The sequence below is a fragment of the Arthrobacter sp. Y3223164 genome (assembly GCF_059091005.1).
The window spans coordinates 1-14,643 of sequence record NZ_JBNHGF010000032.1 but is presented as its reverse complement, the minus strand read 5'-3'; the positions used below and the strand labels follow the sequence as shown (position 1 = coordinate 14,643).

Annotated in this window: 15 protein-coding genes and 3 tRNA genes; 13 read left to right on the top strand and 5 right to left on the bottom strand. The window is 67.7% G+C overall.

The features are described 5' to 3' along the window. Positions 1–12: 12 nt before the first annotated feature. A complete protein-coding gene (locus tag AC5RUJ_RS03675) occupies positions 13–531 on the bottom strand; it encodes a hypothetical protein (RefSeq protein ID WP_494128143.1) in 519 nt (172 codons plus the stop codon). Between the two features lie 208 nt (positions 532–739). After that, complete coding sequence (locus AC5RUJ_RS03670; RefSeq protein ID WP_494128142.1) at positions 740–2,146, bottom strand: APC family permease; 1,407 nt, start codon at positions 2,144–2,146, stop codon at positions 740–742. Positions 2,147–2,328: 182 nt separating this feature from the next. Here AC5RUJ_RS03670 and AC5RUJ_RS03665 point away from each other — a divergent pair, with 182 nt between their 5' ends. Together AC5RUJ_RS03665 and AC5RUJ_RS03660 are read left to right on the top strand one after the other, a co-directional pair. Continuing rightward, positions 2,329–2,655, top strand: coding sequence for a cupin domain-containing protein (locus tag AC5RUJ_RS03665; RefSeq protein ID WP_494128141.1), 327 nt, complete (start codon positions 2,329–2,331; stop codon positions 2,653–2,655). 235 nt (positions 2,656–2,890) lie between these two features. Continuing rightward, positions 2,891–4,012 (top strand): LCP family protein, encoded by a 1,122-nt coding sequence (locus tag AC5RUJ_RS03660; RefSeq protein WP_494049789.1) that lies wholly within the window; start codon positions 2,891–2,893, stop codon positions 4,010–4,012. Between the two features lie 89 nt (positions 4,013–4,101). Here the strand turns inward: AC5RUJ_RS03660 and AC5RUJ_RS03655 are convergent, their stop codons facing one another. Further along, positions 4,102–4,962: a DUF2382 domain-containing protein gene (locus AC5RUJ_RS03655; protein ID WP_494073772.1), complete on the bottom strand. Its 861-nt coding sequence runs from the start codon at positions 4,960–4,962 to the stop codon at positions 4,102–4,104. A gap of 332 nt (positions 4,963–5,294) precedes the next feature. Between AC5RUJ_RS03655 and AC5RUJ_RS03650 the strand changes: the two genes are divergently transcribed. From AC5RUJ_RS03650 to AC5RUJ_RS03640, 3 genes are all read left to right on the top strand, one after another. Next, positions 5,295–6,359 (top strand): 3-isopropylmalate dehydrogenase, encoded by a 1,065-nt coding sequence (locus tag AC5RUJ_RS03650; RefSeq protein WP_494128140.1) that lies wholly within the window; start codon positions 5,295–5,297, stop codon positions 6,357–6,359. A gap of 64 nt (positions 6,360–6,423) precedes the next feature. Beyond that, positions 6,424–7,527: a branched-chain amino acid aminotransferase gene (locus tag AC5RUJ_RS03645; RefSeq protein ID WP_494022884.1), complete on the top strand. Its 1,104-nt coding sequence runs from the start codon at positions 6,424–6,426 to the stop codon at positions 7,525–7,527. A gap of 58 nt (positions 7,528–7,585) precedes the next feature. After that, positions 7,586–7,960 (top strand): DUF1304 family protein, encoded by a 375-nt coding sequence (locus AC5RUJ_RS03640; RefSeq protein WP_494073773.1) that lies wholly within the window; start codon positions 7,586–7,588, stop codon positions 7,958–7,960. Positions 7,961–8,066: 106 nt separating this feature from the next. Here the strand turns inward: AC5RUJ_RS03640 and AC5RUJ_RS03635 are convergent, their stop codons facing one another. Next, positions 8,067–8,687 carry a hypothetical protein gene (locus AC5RUJ_RS03635; RefSeq protein ID WP_494025693.1) on the bottom strand — a complete coding sequence of 207 codons (621 nt, stop codon included), beginning with the start codon at positions 8,685–8,687 and terminating at the stop codon, positions 8,067–8,069. A 63-nt stretch (positions 8,688–8,750) separates the two neighbouring features. Then, positions 8,751–9,149, bottom strand: coding sequence for a DUF7793 family protein (locus AC5RUJ_RS03630; RefSeq protein WP_494000018.1), 399 nt, complete (start codon positions 9,147–9,149; stop codon positions 8,751–8,753). Between the two features lie 241 nt (positions 9,150–9,390). On the opposite strand from AC5RUJ_RS03630, the gene AC5RUJ_RS03625 reads away from it, so the two are divergent. The 8 genes from AC5RUJ_RS03625 to AC5RUJ_RS03590 all read left to right on the top strand — a co-directional run. Further along, a complete protein-coding gene (locus tag AC5RUJ_RS03625; RefSeq protein ID WP_494000017.1) occupies positions 9,391–10,182 on the top strand; it encodes an MBL fold metallo-hydrolase in 792 nt (263 codons plus the stop codon). A gap of 63 nt (positions 10,183–10,245) precedes the next feature. Next, entirely contained in the window at positions 10,246–11,019 is a 774-nt protein-coding gene (locus AC5RUJ_RS03620; RefSeq protein WP_494022887.1) for a fumarylacetoacetate hydrolase family protein, read from the top strand. A gap of 4 nt (positions 11,020–11,023) precedes the next feature. After that, positions 11,024–11,224: a hypothetical protein gene (locus tag AC5RUJ_RS03615; protein ID WP_494000015.1), complete on the top strand. Its 201-nt coding sequence runs from the start codon at positions 11,024–11,026 to the stop codon at positions 11,222–11,224. Between the two features lie 56 nt (positions 11,225–11,280). Continuing rightward, positions 11,281–12,780: a glutamate--tRNA ligase gene (gene gltX, locus AC5RUJ_RS03610; protein ID WP_494128139.1), complete on the top strand. Its 1,500-nt coding sequence runs from the start codon at positions 11,281–11,283 to the stop codon at positions 12,778–12,780. A gap of 142 nt (positions 12,781–12,922) precedes the next feature. Beyond that, positions 12,923–12,994: transfer RNA gene (locus AC5RUJ_RS03605), tRNA-Gln, on the top strand. Between the two features lie 63 nt (positions 12,995–13,057). Next, a tRNA-Glu gene (locus tag AC5RUJ_RS03600) sits at positions 13,058–13,130 on the top strand. 49 nt (positions 13,131–13,179) lie between these two features. After that, positions 13,180–13,255 (top strand) — tRNA-Glu (locus AC5RUJ_RS03595). A gap of 99 nt (positions 13,256–13,354) precedes the next feature. After that, on the top strand, positions 13,355–14,643 hold a 1,289-nt coding region (locus AC5RUJ_RS03590; protein WP_494155607.1), incomplete at its 3' end, for a dynamin family protein.

Here is a 14,643-nt window from a genome sequence, read left to right as displayed (position 1 = left end):
GGCCGGTTGGCCCTACCCGCCCGGCTGGAAGCGCCGAGCCGCGGTCGCGGCCATGATCCGCTCCACCCGTCTCTGCTGGTCCGCAGCCTGGGCCTCGAGTTCCTGGAAGCGGGTGGCGTCCAGCCGGCGGTCCCTGGGCGCCAGAACGGTCAGGACCTGCCACATGCACTGCTTGCCGCGCAGGGCGGACATCAGTGATTCGAGTTCCAGTTGGGCGCCCACCCCGCCCGAAGCGCGCGTGGGGTTGAGCGGGTTCACCTTGCTGGCAATGGCGCCGGCCATCGAGCCGAGCTGCTTGAGCTTGTTGCGCCGGTAACCGAAGCTGCGGTGCAGGGCCTTCAATTCCTTGCGCTCTGCGGACACCTCGTCGCGCAGCTTCCGGAACTCGGCCTCCTCCGGTGTTCCCGCCCACGACTGGCGGACGGCGTCGAACAGCTGCACGCCCGCAGCCGCGCCCAGCAGATGGTAGTCCAGATAGGCGGCGAGGTTCTCCTGGTCCAGGGTCCCGGTCCGGTGTTTCTTGGCGGCCATGGCCTTCCTTCCTGCTGGCTCTCATTCGCCCGCGGCCGGTCTCAGAAGGCCGCCGGCGTCGTCGTCACGCGGACGGCCTCCGCCGTCGTTGTTTCACTGTCCTTACCCACCCATGCCCCAGGTCAATCGCCCGGGCTCCGTCAATCGGCGGCTTCGGACGATCGCTGTGCGATCAATTCACCCGGTTCGCTCCGGACGCCCGGTCCCGTCAACCGCCCAGTTCCTCCGGGCTGCGGAACCTCGTCTTCCTGCCGTACGCGCCGCGGTTCCAGAGCCAGGTGAGCAGCCACAGCACCAGGCCGAGACCGAGCAGCAGGCCGGCAATCTGGTATTCGATCGGATCCTGCGCCCACGGGCCCACCAGGAAGAGGCAGGTGGCCATCCCGAGGTAGGGCAGCACGGTGGGGGTCCGGAAATGTTTGCGGTCGACCGGTTTGCGGCGCAGGACCAGCACCGCCAGGTTCACGATCGTGAAGACGCCCAGCAGCAGCAGGGCAGTGGTGCCGCCCAGCGCGGCGATGGTGTCGGTGCCCATCACGTTGGTGACCACAAAGATCAGGACGAACGCAATGAGCGTGGTGAAGATGATGGAGGCCCAGGGGGAGCGGCGGTTGGGGTGGACCTTGCCCAGGAACCGCGGCAGCACGTCCTGCCGGGCCATGCCGTAGAGCAGGCGGCTGGCCATCAGCATGTTGATCAGCGCGGTGTTGGCCACGGCGAACATGGACAGGAACGGGTAGATGACGTCCACCGGGAAGCCCGGCGCGCCGACCGACACTACTTCCAACAGCGGCGTCGGGCTTTCCGACAACTGCCCGATGGGCACGATGGCCACCGCGGTGATGGACACCAGCACGTACACGATCACCGTGATGCCCAGACCCGTGAGCATGACCTTGGGGAAGGTGGTGACCGGGTCCTTGGTCTCTTCGGCCATGTTCACCGAATCCTCGAAGCCCACGAAGGAGAAGAACGCCAGCGAGGTGGCGGCGGTGATGGCCAGGAAGACGCCCTTGTCCTCCGAGGTCTCGAACACCATGACCCGGCTGAAGTCGACATTGCCCTGGCTCATGGCCCAGAAGCCGATGAAGATCACGATTAGCAGCCCGGTGAACTCCACTACCGTCAGGACCACGTTGAACTTCACCGACTCGCTGACGCCGCGGAAGTTGATTCCCGCCAGGACGGCCATGAAGACAATCGCCACCCAGGTCACGCCGGTCTGGTTCCAGTCCAGGTTGAACCCGGCGATGAAGTTTTCACCCAGGAACTTGGCGGCGGTGGAGGCAGAGGTGATGCCGGAACTGAGCACGGCGAACGTCACCAGGAAGGTGAGGAAATGGACGCCGAAGGCCTTGTGCGTGTACAGCGCGGCCCCGGCGGCCTGCGGGTACTTGGTGACGAGCTCCAGGTAGGAGAACGCGGTGATGGTGGCCACGACGAACGCGAGCAGCAGCGGGGCCCACGCCGCGCCGCCCACCTCGCCGGCCACCTGTCCGGTCAGCGCGTAGACGCCCGTGCCCAGGATGTCACCCACGATGAACAGGAGCAGGAGTTTGGGTCCTATGGCCCGTTTCAGCTCCGGTTGTTTTTCGGTTGTGGTGGAACCGCTCATGCCTTTCCTCCGTCCACACGGCGCTCTGCACTGCTCTGTCCCGCCAACGTAGCATCAGGCCCTGCCGCTGTCTCCGCCGTGGCGGCCGCCGGGGAAGCGAACGGCTGGATCGCCGTTCCCCTGGGACCGCCGGCGCGCAGTCGGTAGAGTGTCGGCTACCCGCTGACCGGAAGGCCGCTCCGATGACCTACAAAGCCCTGTCCCTTGCCAGCCTGCGTCCCGCCTCGGGAGCCGCCGTCTTCCGTGGCAGCGAACACGGCGCCCACGCATCCTTCTTCGTGAACTCGCGCGGTGCCGAACGCCACCGCCATCCCTATGAGGAAATCTTCGTACTGCTCGACGGCGAGATCGACTTCACGATCGACGGCCAGTCCGGCCATGCGGGCGCGCAAACGGTGATCGTCATCCCGGCGTACGCCTGGCACGAGTTCACGGCCACCACCGGGGACGGCGTCAGGATGGTAAACATCCACCCCGTCGCGGAGATGCAGACCGAATGGGCCAGGTAGCTGCCCGCCGGCGCATGCCGGAGACGGGGGCGCCGGGCTGGTCCCGCCACGGGCCCGGGCCCGATGGCAGTGGGCAGGTACCCTCCCACGGGCGAGCCGCGGCGGTGGGAAGGGCACCCGCTGACGCCCCCTTGAGGAGAACATCGGTCCGACGGGAAGGGCTGTCTCGGCGGGCGCACAGACGTCGCGCGGTGAAACCTTTGCACAGCGGCCGGGTAAGCGGGAACATAAAGCCATGAAACTTGCCCGCCTCGCAGCGCTCCCGCTCGTATCCCTTCTCCTGCTGACCGGCTGCGCGCCGAAGGCCGAGCAGCCCCGTCCGCTGCATTCGGCAACTCCCAGCCCCAGCATGGTGGAGACCGGCGAGATGCCCGAACCCCTGGCGGAGCTGGCGACGGCCATCTACGAGGGCGGCGACGTGGCTGCCAACAAGCTGGCTGCCGGTGCGCTCGCCGGCCGGACTCCGGTCGAAACCAAAACCACCGTCAAGGCCGCGACCGGTGAATGGAACGGGCAGGACATGGCCGTCCTGACCTCCGGCGACGACGTGACCCTTGCCGTAGACAAGGACGGAACGTGGACTGCAGTGGGCGGCTGGTGGCCTTCTCTCGACGTGAACAAGACGGTTCTGGGCGGCAAGCGCCACGTCCTGCTCATAGGCTCCGACGCCCAGAAGAGCAAGGGCGAGAAGGTTCGCGAAGCCCGCGCCGACGCCCTCCAGGTAATCGGCGTGGACGGCAAGGGCGGAGGCGGCATCCTGGGCATCCCGCGGGATCTCTGGGTGGACATGCCAGGCGGCGGCCAGGCGAAGATCAACGCGGCCATGATGCGGGGCGGACCCAAGGCGCAGCAGAAGGTCGTGGCGGACGTGACCGGCCTGAAGGTGGAGGGCTACATCCTCACCGGTTTCAGGCAGTTCGAGGACCTGGTGGATGAAATCGGCGGCGTCACCATTGACGCCCCGATCCCGGTGCTGGACGTCAAGGCGGGAAAGAGCAAGCTCGACGGTGAGACGGCGCTGGACTACGCCCGGGAGCGGAAAACCCTGCGCAACGGCGACTTCGGCCGCTCCGCGCACCAGGGGGTACTGTTGCTCGGATTCGCCGCCATGGCCAAGATGAGCGGACCGGCCGGGCTGGTGGACCTGCTCACCGCCGCCGATCCGCTGGTCGAGACCAACCTGAGCGCGGAGCAGGCGCTGACGCTCGGCGCCTGGGTCTACAAGACAAAGCCGGCCAAGGTCGGGCACCAAGTCCCCGAGCCCGGCTTCGGCTACAGCGCGGACGGTCAGTACATGCTGCCCATGGATGCCAAGACGCGCAAAATCTTCGATTCCTTCGCTGACGGCGATCTTTAGGCGGCCCTGGCCACCCGCCATGCCGGGGCGAGCGAAAGGCCGGGGCGGGAATGCTCCCTGCCCCGGCCTTTCGCGTCGGCCAGCCCCCGCTAGCGGCGGGTGTCGGTGTCTGTGCCGTCAGTCTCGATGCGTTCCTTACGCACTTCTTCGTCGACCCTGACCTCGTCGGTGACGGTGTCCTTCTCAAGCCGGACCCGTTCGACCGGGACGGTCTCCTTCTCCACGACGGGCCGTTCCTCGTGGAGCGTGACCTCGTGTTCCTCGTCGCTCAGGTCCGGGCCGGACATGGCGTCGCCGCGGTTGGCATCGGTGATCGGTTCGCGTTCGATGCGGACTTCCTCGCGCTGGACCGGCACGGTCTGGGTGACATTCTCGGTGGTGACGTACTTGCGCAGCCTGGCCCGGCCCGTCGCCTGCTTCTCGGTACCGACATGCAGGCGCTCCTCGGAGCGGGTCATGGCGTCGTCGGTAGTGGGACCGGAGGTGTCCCGGCCCACCGTGCCCGGGGCGTCCTCGGTGTACGTGCCGCGGGTATCGTCGGTGCCGTACTGCCCGGTAGTGCCGGTGCCCGTGCCGGCAGCGGTGTAGTCGGTGTCCCGGCCGGTCGTGGCGTCGGTATAAGTCCGCCCGCCGCCGCCCAGCTGATAGTGCGCGTAGAGCCGGTCCTCCTCTGCGGGCTCAAGGTAGCCGTCCACGTCGACCCGCGGGGCGTCCTTGATCTGGTCCTTGGTGTAGGGGACCACAATGTCGTCACCCTCCACGCGTGCCGCTTCGAGCGGGACGAAAGTTTCGGAGGAGCCGAACAGGCCGGTCTTGGCCGTCACCCACGTGGGGCGGCCGCTGTCATCATCGGCGTAGACCTGGCCGATGGAGCCGATTTTGTCTCCGTCAGTCGAAACGACGTTTCCGCCGCGGCTGAGCAGGTTGTTGATTTGTTCTTGGGCGAGCATGGTATCTCCTTCTCGATCGATGTCTTTTGGAGGGTACGGACGCCCGTGTTGAGCGTGATCCGTGCGGCCCTTAACGATTTAACCTAAGCATGCTTATTAATCTTTGGCAAGGCCCGGAGGGGGCGCAGCAGCATGTGCCGGTGGTGCTTGTCCTGGCATGGCAGTTGATGGGAAAGGCGCCCTCCGGTCTGCCGCGGCCGAGGGCGGAGCCGAAAGGTTGCCATCGCGCAGTTCCACCTTTAAGTCGCCACCCTTGCTGCACAAAACCCCGAGGTGTTCACATTTTGGGACGGTTTGCCCAGAATGTGGAATGGTTTCCTAAACTTGAAGCCATGAGCGCAGCAGCAAAGGCATTCTCCCTGGCAGTCATTCCCGGCGATGGCATCGGACCGGAGGTCGTGGCGGAGGCGGTAAAGGTCCTCACGGCGGCCACTGCCGACGGCGGCGCCACCTTCGACCTGACCGAGTACCCGCTGGGCGCCGAGCACTGGCTGGCCACCGGCGAGACCCTGCCCGAGGAGACGCTGGAGCGGCTCCGCAAGCATGACGCGATCCTCTTCGGCGCCGTCGGCGCCGCCCCCGGCGACACCCGGATTCCGTCCGGCGTCATCGAGCGGGAGATGCTGCTCAAGCTGCGCTTCTCCCTCGACCACTACGTGAACCTGCGCCCGGCGAAGCTGCTGCCCGGCGTCCCCAGCCCGCTGGCAAACCCGGGCGAGGTGGACTTCGTCGTCGTCCGCGAAGGAACCGAAGGGCCCTACGTGGGCAACGGCGGCGCGCTGCGCGTGGGCACTCCGCATGAAATCGCCACCGAGGTCTCGGTCAACACCGCCCACGGCGTGGAGCGCGTGGTCCGCGATGCCTTCCGCCGCGCGTCCGGCCGCCGCAAGAAGCTCACCCTGGTGCACAAGCACAACGTGCTGGTCCACGCCGGGCACCTGTGGCGGCGCACCGTGGAGACGGTCGGCGCCGAGTTCCCGGACGTTGCCGTCGACTACCTGCACATCGACGCGGCCACCATCTTCATGGTCACGGACCCGGCCCGCTTCGACGTGATCGTCACCGACAACCTGTTCGGCGACATCATCACCGACCTGGCCGCCGCCATCACCGGCGGCATCGGCCTGGCGGCGTCCGGGAATATCAACATGGACCGCACCGCTCCGTCCATGTTCGAGCCGGTTCACGGCTCCGCGCCGGACATCGCCGGCCAGCAGAAGGCCGACCCCACGGCGGCCATCCTGTCCGTGGCCCTGCTGCTGGAGCACCTGGGCCTCGCCGGCGCGGCCGCCCGCGTGCAGCAGGCGGTGGAGCACGACGTCGCAACCCGGGGGAGTGCCTCCCGCACCACTGCGGAAATCGGCGATGCGATCACCGCCGCTTTGGCAGTAGGGTAGTTAACGGTTACTAACCAGAATCATTATTTGACGCACAAGGGCGTGCCCTCACCGCGGAGGAACCATGACTGAACCCCTCGAATTCACCCAGCAGCTCTCGGAGCGTCCGAAGAGCGCCGAGGAGCGCGCCGCCATCTTGGCGAACCCGGGCTTCGGCAAGCACTTCACGGACCACACGGCCGTCGTCGACTACAAGGTCGACGCCGACGGCACGGGCAGCTGGTCGAATGCGCGGATCGAGCCGTACGGGCCCATCATGATGGATCCTGCCGCCGCGGTGCTGCACTACGGCCAGGAGATCTTCGAGGGCCTGAAGGCCTACCAGCACGACGACGGGTCCGTCTGGACCTTCCGGGCCGAGGCCAACGCCGCCCGCCTGAACACCTCGGCGCGCCGGCTGGCCCTTCCGGAGCTGCCGGAGGAAACCTTCATCGAGTCCCTGCGCCAGCTGGTCACCACCGACAAGGCGTGGGTGCCCTCCGGCGACGGCGAAGCCCTGTACCTGCGCCCGTTCATGATCGCCACCGAGGCGTTCCTGGGCGTTCGCCCCGCCCACGAGGTGTCCTACCGCGTGATCGCCTCGCCGGCCGGGAACTACTTCGGCGGCGAGCTCAAGCCGGTGTCCATCTGGCTCTCCGAGCGCTACTCCCGCGCCGGCGAGGGCGGCACCGGGGAGGCCAAGTGCGGCGGCAACTACGCCGCGTCCCTGGCCGCGCAGCTGGAAGCCGAAGCCAACGGCTGCCAGCAGGTGCTCTTCCTGGACAAGTTCAACGACAACGCCATCGAAGAACTCGGCGGGATGAACGTGTTCTTCGTGTTCAAGGACGGCAGCCTGGTCACCCCGGAACTGAACGGCCACATCCTGCACGGCGTCACCCGTTCCTCGGTGATCGAGCTGGCCAAGGACCGCGGCCTGGACGTGCAGGAACGCAAGATCACCATCGACGAATGGCGCGACGGCGTGGCGGCGGGGGACATCACCGAAGCCTTCGCCTGCGGCACCGCCGCGGTGATCACCCCGATCGGCGAGCTGAAGGCCGACGGCTGGAGCATCGCCTCGCCGAGCGCCGGGTCCGGCGACGTGTCCATGTCCATCCGCCAGGAGCTGCTCGGCATCCAGACAGGCGCCGTGGAGGACTCCCGGGGCTGGCTCACCCGCCTGGCCTGACCGCCGCCTGGCCTGACCGCCGCTTCCGTTCGGGCCCCGGCCGGGCCACACTGGGTCCATGACGGTGGCGGCGTACGTCTTGGCGGCGCTCTTCGGAGTGATGCTGATTGCCGTTGGCGCGGCGGAGGCCTTCTTCTACCGCGACCAGCGCTTCCACCGGTTGTTCCTCATCCGGCCCGAGGACGTGGGCGCGGTGCGGCTGTGGACCATCAACGTGGGCTTTTACAACATGGCCTGGGGGCTGGGCGCCCTGGCCGGCGTGATCATCGCCGCCGGCGGCAGCCCGGCCACCGGCGAGACCATCATCGTCTTCACCTGCATCGCCCACGTGATCCTCGGGGCCGTGCTCTGGTTCTCGGAACGCCGCCTGTGGCAGAGTGCGCTGGCCCAGTCGCTCCTGCCGCTGGCGGTCCTGCTCCTGTTGTTCCTCTGACGCAGGACCACGACGGCGGGGCACACCTTCGACGCCCGCCCACCTTCCGACGCCCGCCCACCTTACCTTCCGGCGTACCCCCGGGGAGCGCCGGAAGGTGCTGCGGCTAACCCTTCCGGGCGGCTGCCTTGCGCTCTGCGGCCTTTCGAGCCTTCTTGGAGACGGGCTTGAGCGCTTTGCGCTCGGCCTCTTCGGCGGCGATCCGGTTCTTGCGGGCATCCACCAGGTCGTTCCACAGGGCGGTGGCGAAGCTGCCGCCGTCCCGCGCGTAGACCTCGTACGGGAACGAAGCGAAAATGCCGGCCGGCGCCGCCGTCCCCGGGAGTTTCTTCCCGCTCTTCAGCGCGTAGGCGTCGCCGAGGGCCCAGGTCTCCGACAGGAAGCGGGCCAGGTTCTCGCGGATAAACACATTGGCGTCCGGGGCCTCGGCAGCCTGTTCCAGCAGGGCCTGCAGCCGGGAGGACGCCAGGGCCGCTGCGGCTTCGGCGGCATCCGCGCCGCCCGCGGCGGCGGCCTCGAGCTCGGCGGAGAACTCTTGCACGGCGGTTTCCCAGTCGGTCGTCTCGCGGTTTTTCTGCCAGGTGGGGAACCACACGATGTCCCCGTTGGCGTGGTTATGAATGTGCTGCATCCCGCTGTTGCGCTCGGCCACCGCATGGTCGTGCTCGGCCACGTCATATTCGGCCAGCAAATCGGCCAGGGACGTGGTGTTCTGGGTATCCGCCATGGGGTTTTCCTATCCTGCAGCTGCAAATGGTTCCATCAAGGGCAACCCAGCCGCAGCCCGGACTTATTCCGTCTCCACCCCGGCAAGGCGTCCGGCATGCGTCGCCAGCCACTGACGCGCCGCGGCCTCGTCGTCGAAATATCCCGTCGGGAAGTCGTCCTTGGCGAAGATCCGCACGAAGAAGCTGGCGAGCACCCGGTCGACGGCCCCGTTGCCGAGCACCGCGAGGGCGACGCACGGCGTGAAGGTATCTGCGATCAGCCGTGCCTCCGGAGTCACCCAGCGCACGCCGGCCATTTTCAGCAGCACCGCCACCCGCCGGTCCCCGGCGACGTCGAAGAGGTGGTCGACGACGTGCTGCGCGAGCTCGGCACCGACGCTGAGGCCGCGCCGGACAGTCAACACCAGGAGGCCATCCCGGCCCAGCTGCACGTCGTACGGTGAGTGGACTTCCGTCAGCACTGATCCTCCATCCGGCCGGGAAGATGCGCGCATCGCCCGGCCCTCGTCCGGCCGCCGTTGGCGGGACTGCAGGTGCCCAGCGTAGCGAACATGGTCAAGCCACCGGTACGGGCCCGGCAAGTATGACGGATGCCGTCCGGCCCGGGGGATGATGAGGGCCGTGGCAACCTCCCGGGGCGCCGGCCACCAACGGCCGCCTCCCCGGGGCGCCGGCCTGCGGCGCCGGGCGGGGAGTGCGAGGATGAATCCTGTGACCGCTGAACTGAATCCCTCCCTTGTCCGCAGCAGTGAACTGACCCGGTACCGGCTGGCCCCCAACCCGGGGCCGATGAGCCTGGACGGCACCCAGTCCTACCTGATCGCCGCCCCGGGGAACGGGGGAGTGGCAGTTGTCGATCCCGGGCCGCTGGACGAGGAGCACTTGGCTGAGCTGGCGGCAGTGGGGAAGGTGGAACTGGTCCTGATTACCCACCACCACATCGATCACATCGAAGCGAGCGAACGCTTCCACGAACTGACCGGCGCTCCCGTGCGTGCCTTGGACGAAGCACTCTGTTACGCCGCCGAACCGCTGCGGGACGGCGAGGTGGTTCGGGCGGCCGGCGTCGACATCCGCGTGCTGGCCACACCGGGCCACACGGCGGACTCGGTGAGCTTCCATCTTCCCGACGACGGACCTCACGGCTCAGTGCTCACCGGCGACACCATCCTGGGCCGCGGCACCACCATCATCGCCTACCCGGACGGCAGGCTCGGCCCGTACCTGGCTTCGCTGGCCCGGCTGGAACTCCTCGGTCCGGCGAAGGTCTTGCCCGCGCACGGCGGCACGCTTCCGGACCTGTCGGCCATCTGCCGCGAGTACGCCGACCACCGCCGGCTCCGCCTGGACCAGATTCGCGCCGCACTGGAGCACCTCGGCGCCGACGCGACCGTCGACGCGGTGACCGACCATGTCTACGCCGACGTCGATCCCGCGGTCCGCTTCGCCGCCGAATCCTCCGTCGCCGCCCAGCTCGAATACCTGCGCGGTTGAGAGGTGCAGGTTCGGGCCCGTCCCATTTGAAATCCGCGGGCGGGAAACCAGTAGGCTAAACCCATGCGCATAGCCCGGTTTGTCCTTGAATCCGACCCCCAGTACGGCATCGTCGAAGGCGAGGAGGGGAGTGAGCAGATTACCGTCATCGCCGGCGACCCGTTCTTCAACGGCATCCAGCCCACCGGTGCCCAACACAAGCTCGAGGACGTGCGGTTGCTCGCCCCGATCATTCCGCGCAGCAAGGTGATCGGCATCGGCCGCAACTACGCCGACCACATCCAGGAAATGGGCAACGAGACGCCGGCCGCCCCGTTGATGTTCCTCAAGCCCAACACCTCGGTGATCGGCCCGAACGAGCCGCTGGTCCTGCCTGAGTTCTCCGACGAAGTCTCCTACGAGGCCGAACTCTGCGTGATCATCGGCCGGATCTGCAAGGACGTCCCGGTGGAGCGCGTGGACGAGGTCATCTTCGGCTACACCTGCGGCAACGACCTGACCGCCCGGGACGCGCAGCGCACCGACAACCAGTGGGCCCGCGCCAAGGGATTCGACGGCTCGGCCCCGCTCGGCCCGTGGATCGAGACCGAACTGGACACCGAAGACCTGGCCATCCGCGGCCGGCTCGACGGAGAGCTGAAGCAGGAGGGCAATACCTCGCAGATGATCTGGGGCGTCAAGGAACTGGTCTCCTACGCCTCCCAGGCCTTCACCCTGCTCCCCGGCGACGTCATCATGACCGGCACCCCCTCCGGCGTCGGCACCATCGAATCCGGCCAGCGCTACGAGGTTGAGATCGAGGGCATCGGCACCCTGTCCAACACCGCCCGCCGCTGATCCCATGCCGGCACGCCGCCGCTCCTTCGGAGTCTTCGCGCTGGGATCGCTGGCCACGTTTTCCGTGGCGGCCCGGGCCACCCACTACTGGGGCGGCCCGGACTGGCTGGCGGGGACGTTCCTGGCGGTCGGCATCCTGCTGGCGCTCTATTACCTCTACCGATACACCGCCGGTTCGCGCCGGAAGAAGCCGCGCAAGAAGTAGCCGGGCCTCCGGCCCGGCCAGCGGCAGTGGCTTGGCAGACTAAACTGGAGCACATCATGACTACTGCTGCTGCCATCCCCACTGTTGACGACGAAACTCCCGTCCGTGTGCGCTTCTGCCCGTCTCCCACGGGCACGCCGCACGTCGGACTGATCCGCACCGCCCTGTTCAACTGGGCCTACGCCCGGCACACGGGCGGCACCATGGTGTTCCGGATCGAGGACACGGACGCCGCCCGCGACAGCGAGGAAAGCTATCAGCAGCTCCTGGAAGCGCTGAAGTGGCTGGGCATCACGTGGGACGAGGGCGTGGAGGTCGGCGGGCCGCATGAGCCGTACCGCCAGTCCCAGCGCGGCGGCATCTACCAGGGCGTCATCGCGAAGCTGAAGGAGGCCGGCCACCTCTACGAGTCCTATTCCACCCCGGAAGAAGTCGAGGCCCGGCACAAAGCCGCCGGCCGCGACGTCAAGCTGGGCTACGACAACTTTGACCGGGACCTGACACAGGACCAGATTGCCGCGTTCAAGGCCGAGGGGCGCGAACCGGTGCTGCGCGTGCGGATGCCGGACGAGGACATTACCTTCACGGACCTGGTGCGCGGGGAGATCACCTTCAAGGCCGGCAGCGTGCCGGACTTCGCCGTCGTCCGCGCCAACGGCAAGCCGCTCTACACTCTGGTCAACCCCGTGGACGACGCACTGATGGGCATCACCCACGTTCTGCGCGGCGAGGACCTGCTGTCCTCGACTCCTCGCCAGATCGCGCTCTACCGGGCCTTGGTGGACATCGGCGTGGCCCGCTACATGCCGTTGTTCGGCCATCTCCCGTACGTGATGGGCCAGGGCAACAAGAAGCTTTCCAAGCGCGATCCCGAGTCCAACCTGTTCCTGCACCGGGAGCGCGGTTTTATCCGGGAGGGCCTGCTCAACTACCTCTCGCTGCTGGGCTGGTCGCTGTCCGCCGACGAGGACATCTTCACCATCGACCAGATGGTGGAGGCCTTCGACATCCACGACGTGCTGGCGAATCCGGCGCGCTTCGACCTGAAGAAGGCCGAGGCCATCAACGGGACCCATGTGCGCCTGCTTGAACCCGGCGACTTCAAGCTCCGGCTGATCCCTTACCTGCAGCATGCCGGCCTGGTCGGGGAGTCGTTGACGGAACGCGAGCAGATGATCCTGGCCGACGCCGCGCCGCTGATCCAGGAGCGCATCACCCTGCTGGGCGAGGCGCCGGAGATGGTGGCATTCCTCTTCAAGAACGACGACGAGATCGAGGTCGCCGACGACGCGCGCAAGGGCCTGCCCGAGAACCTGACGGAAGCCCTGGACGCCGCGCTGGCCGCGCTGGAGCCGCTCGAGGAGTGGACGGCAGAGAACATCCAGGCGGCCCTGCGATCGGCCCTGGTCGAGGGCCTGGGGCTGAAGCCGCGGCTGGCCTTTGGGCCGGTGCGCACCGCGGTCTCCGGGCGTCGGATTTCGCCGCCGCTTTTCGAGTCCATGGTGATCCTGGGCAAGGACTCCTCCCTGGCGCGGATCAAGGCCTTCCGCGGCTGAGCGCGCCCCGGGCGACGCGCCGCCCGGCTGCCGCGCGTTGCTCGTTTTGCACTTTCGAGCAGGCATCCGGTAAAGTAATTACTCGTGCTGAGGCGCCAGGGAATGGGTAAAAGCCCGTTTCCACCGGCTCCGAAAGTGCCAGTGGGATATGGTGTAATTGGCAACACAACGGTTTCTGGTACCGTCATTCTAGGTTCGAGTCCTGGTATCCCAGCGCTACAGTCTCCGCTCCGGCGGGGACTGGATTGTGTGGAGCGAAAACTCCGCGCAAACCTACGGCCCCATCGTATAGCGGCCTAGTACGCCGCCCTCTCACGGCGGTAACGCGGGTTCGAATCCCGCTGGGGTCACGGTCCGCAAGGACAAGGCAGTGCAGGCCTTCAACTGTGCAAGCTATGCGGCCCCATCGTATAGCGGCCTAGTACGCCGCCCTCTCACGGCGGTAACGCGGGTTCGAATCCCGCTGGGGTCACCAACAGCCGGTCCCGGACATCCCGTCCCGGACCGGCTTTTTGTATGCCCCGAAGAACCAGGCCTACGGCCCGCCGTGGCAGGGTTGGCGGCTCCTGCTGGCATGATAGGAACCGTGACAAGCAGGTTGCCCGAGGGCCAGGACAGGGGAGCGGCGGACGCCGTCGTGCTCTTGGAACAAAGCCGGGGCGCGCTTGAAGCGGTCCAGTTGCCGCTAAACGTTCCCGGTGCCGCCGCAGCCCGCGGAGCCGTCGCCGCCGCCATTGCCCAGTTGAACGACTACATTCTGCCCCGCTACCGCACGCTGGAAGCCCCGCTGCTGGCCGTCGTGGGGGGATCCACCGGCGCCGGGAAATCGACGCTCGTCAACGCGGTGGCGGGCTTTCCGGCCACCCGTGCCGGGGCGATCCGGCCCACCACACGCCAACCCGTCCTGCTGCATCATCCGGGCGACGCGGCATGGTTTTCGGATCGGCGGATCCTGCCCGGCCTCAGCCGAATCACCGGAACGCCGGCGCCGGCCACCGCCGACAGGCAGGCCCACAATCCGGCACCGGCCGGCGAACCTGCCGGAACCTCGCTGGTGTTGCTCGCCCACAACAGCATTCCCGCGGGCATAGCGCTGCTCGATGCACCGGATATCGATTCGATTGCCGACGAGAACCGGCGGCTGGCCGGACAACTGCTGGCCGCCGCCGACCTGTGGATTTTCGTGACCACCGCCAACCGGTACGCCGACGCCGTGCCGTGGGCGCTGCTCCTGGACGCCGCACAGCGGGACATCGAAGTGGCGGTCGTGCTGGACCGGGTACCGGAAGAAGTTGAGCGTGAAGTCCGCGCCGACCTGGCCGGTCTGCTGCAGCGGCAGGGTCTCGCCGCGGCCCGCCTGTTTGTCATCCTCGAGTCCCGGCTGGACGAACGGGGCATGCTCCCGGCCGGCGCCGTCGATCCCCTCCGGGAGTGGCTCCAGGAACTCGCCGCCGACGCCTCCGGCCGGGCAGACATCGCCCGGCGCACCCTCGGCGGGGCGGTGCGTTCACTGGCCGCGACGGTCGGGTCAGTCGCCGATGCCGTCGATGACCAGCTTGCCGTCGGCCAGCGACTGCGCACCGTCGTGGAAGACTCCTACGAGGCGGCGACCACGCGGGCTCTCGCGGCCACGGAGGACGGAACGCTCCTCCGGGGCGAGGTGTTGGCGCGCTGGCAGGACTTTGTCGGCACCGGAGAATTTTTCCGGGGTATCGAGAGCGGCATAGGCCTGCTGCGGGACCGGATCGGCGCGTTCTTTTCCGGCAAACCCGCTCCCTCCGTCGAAGTCGAGGAAGCCATCGAGTCCGGGCTGCAGGCCGTCGTCGTCGAGGCGGCGGCCGCCGGCGCGGAGGAGGCCGACGC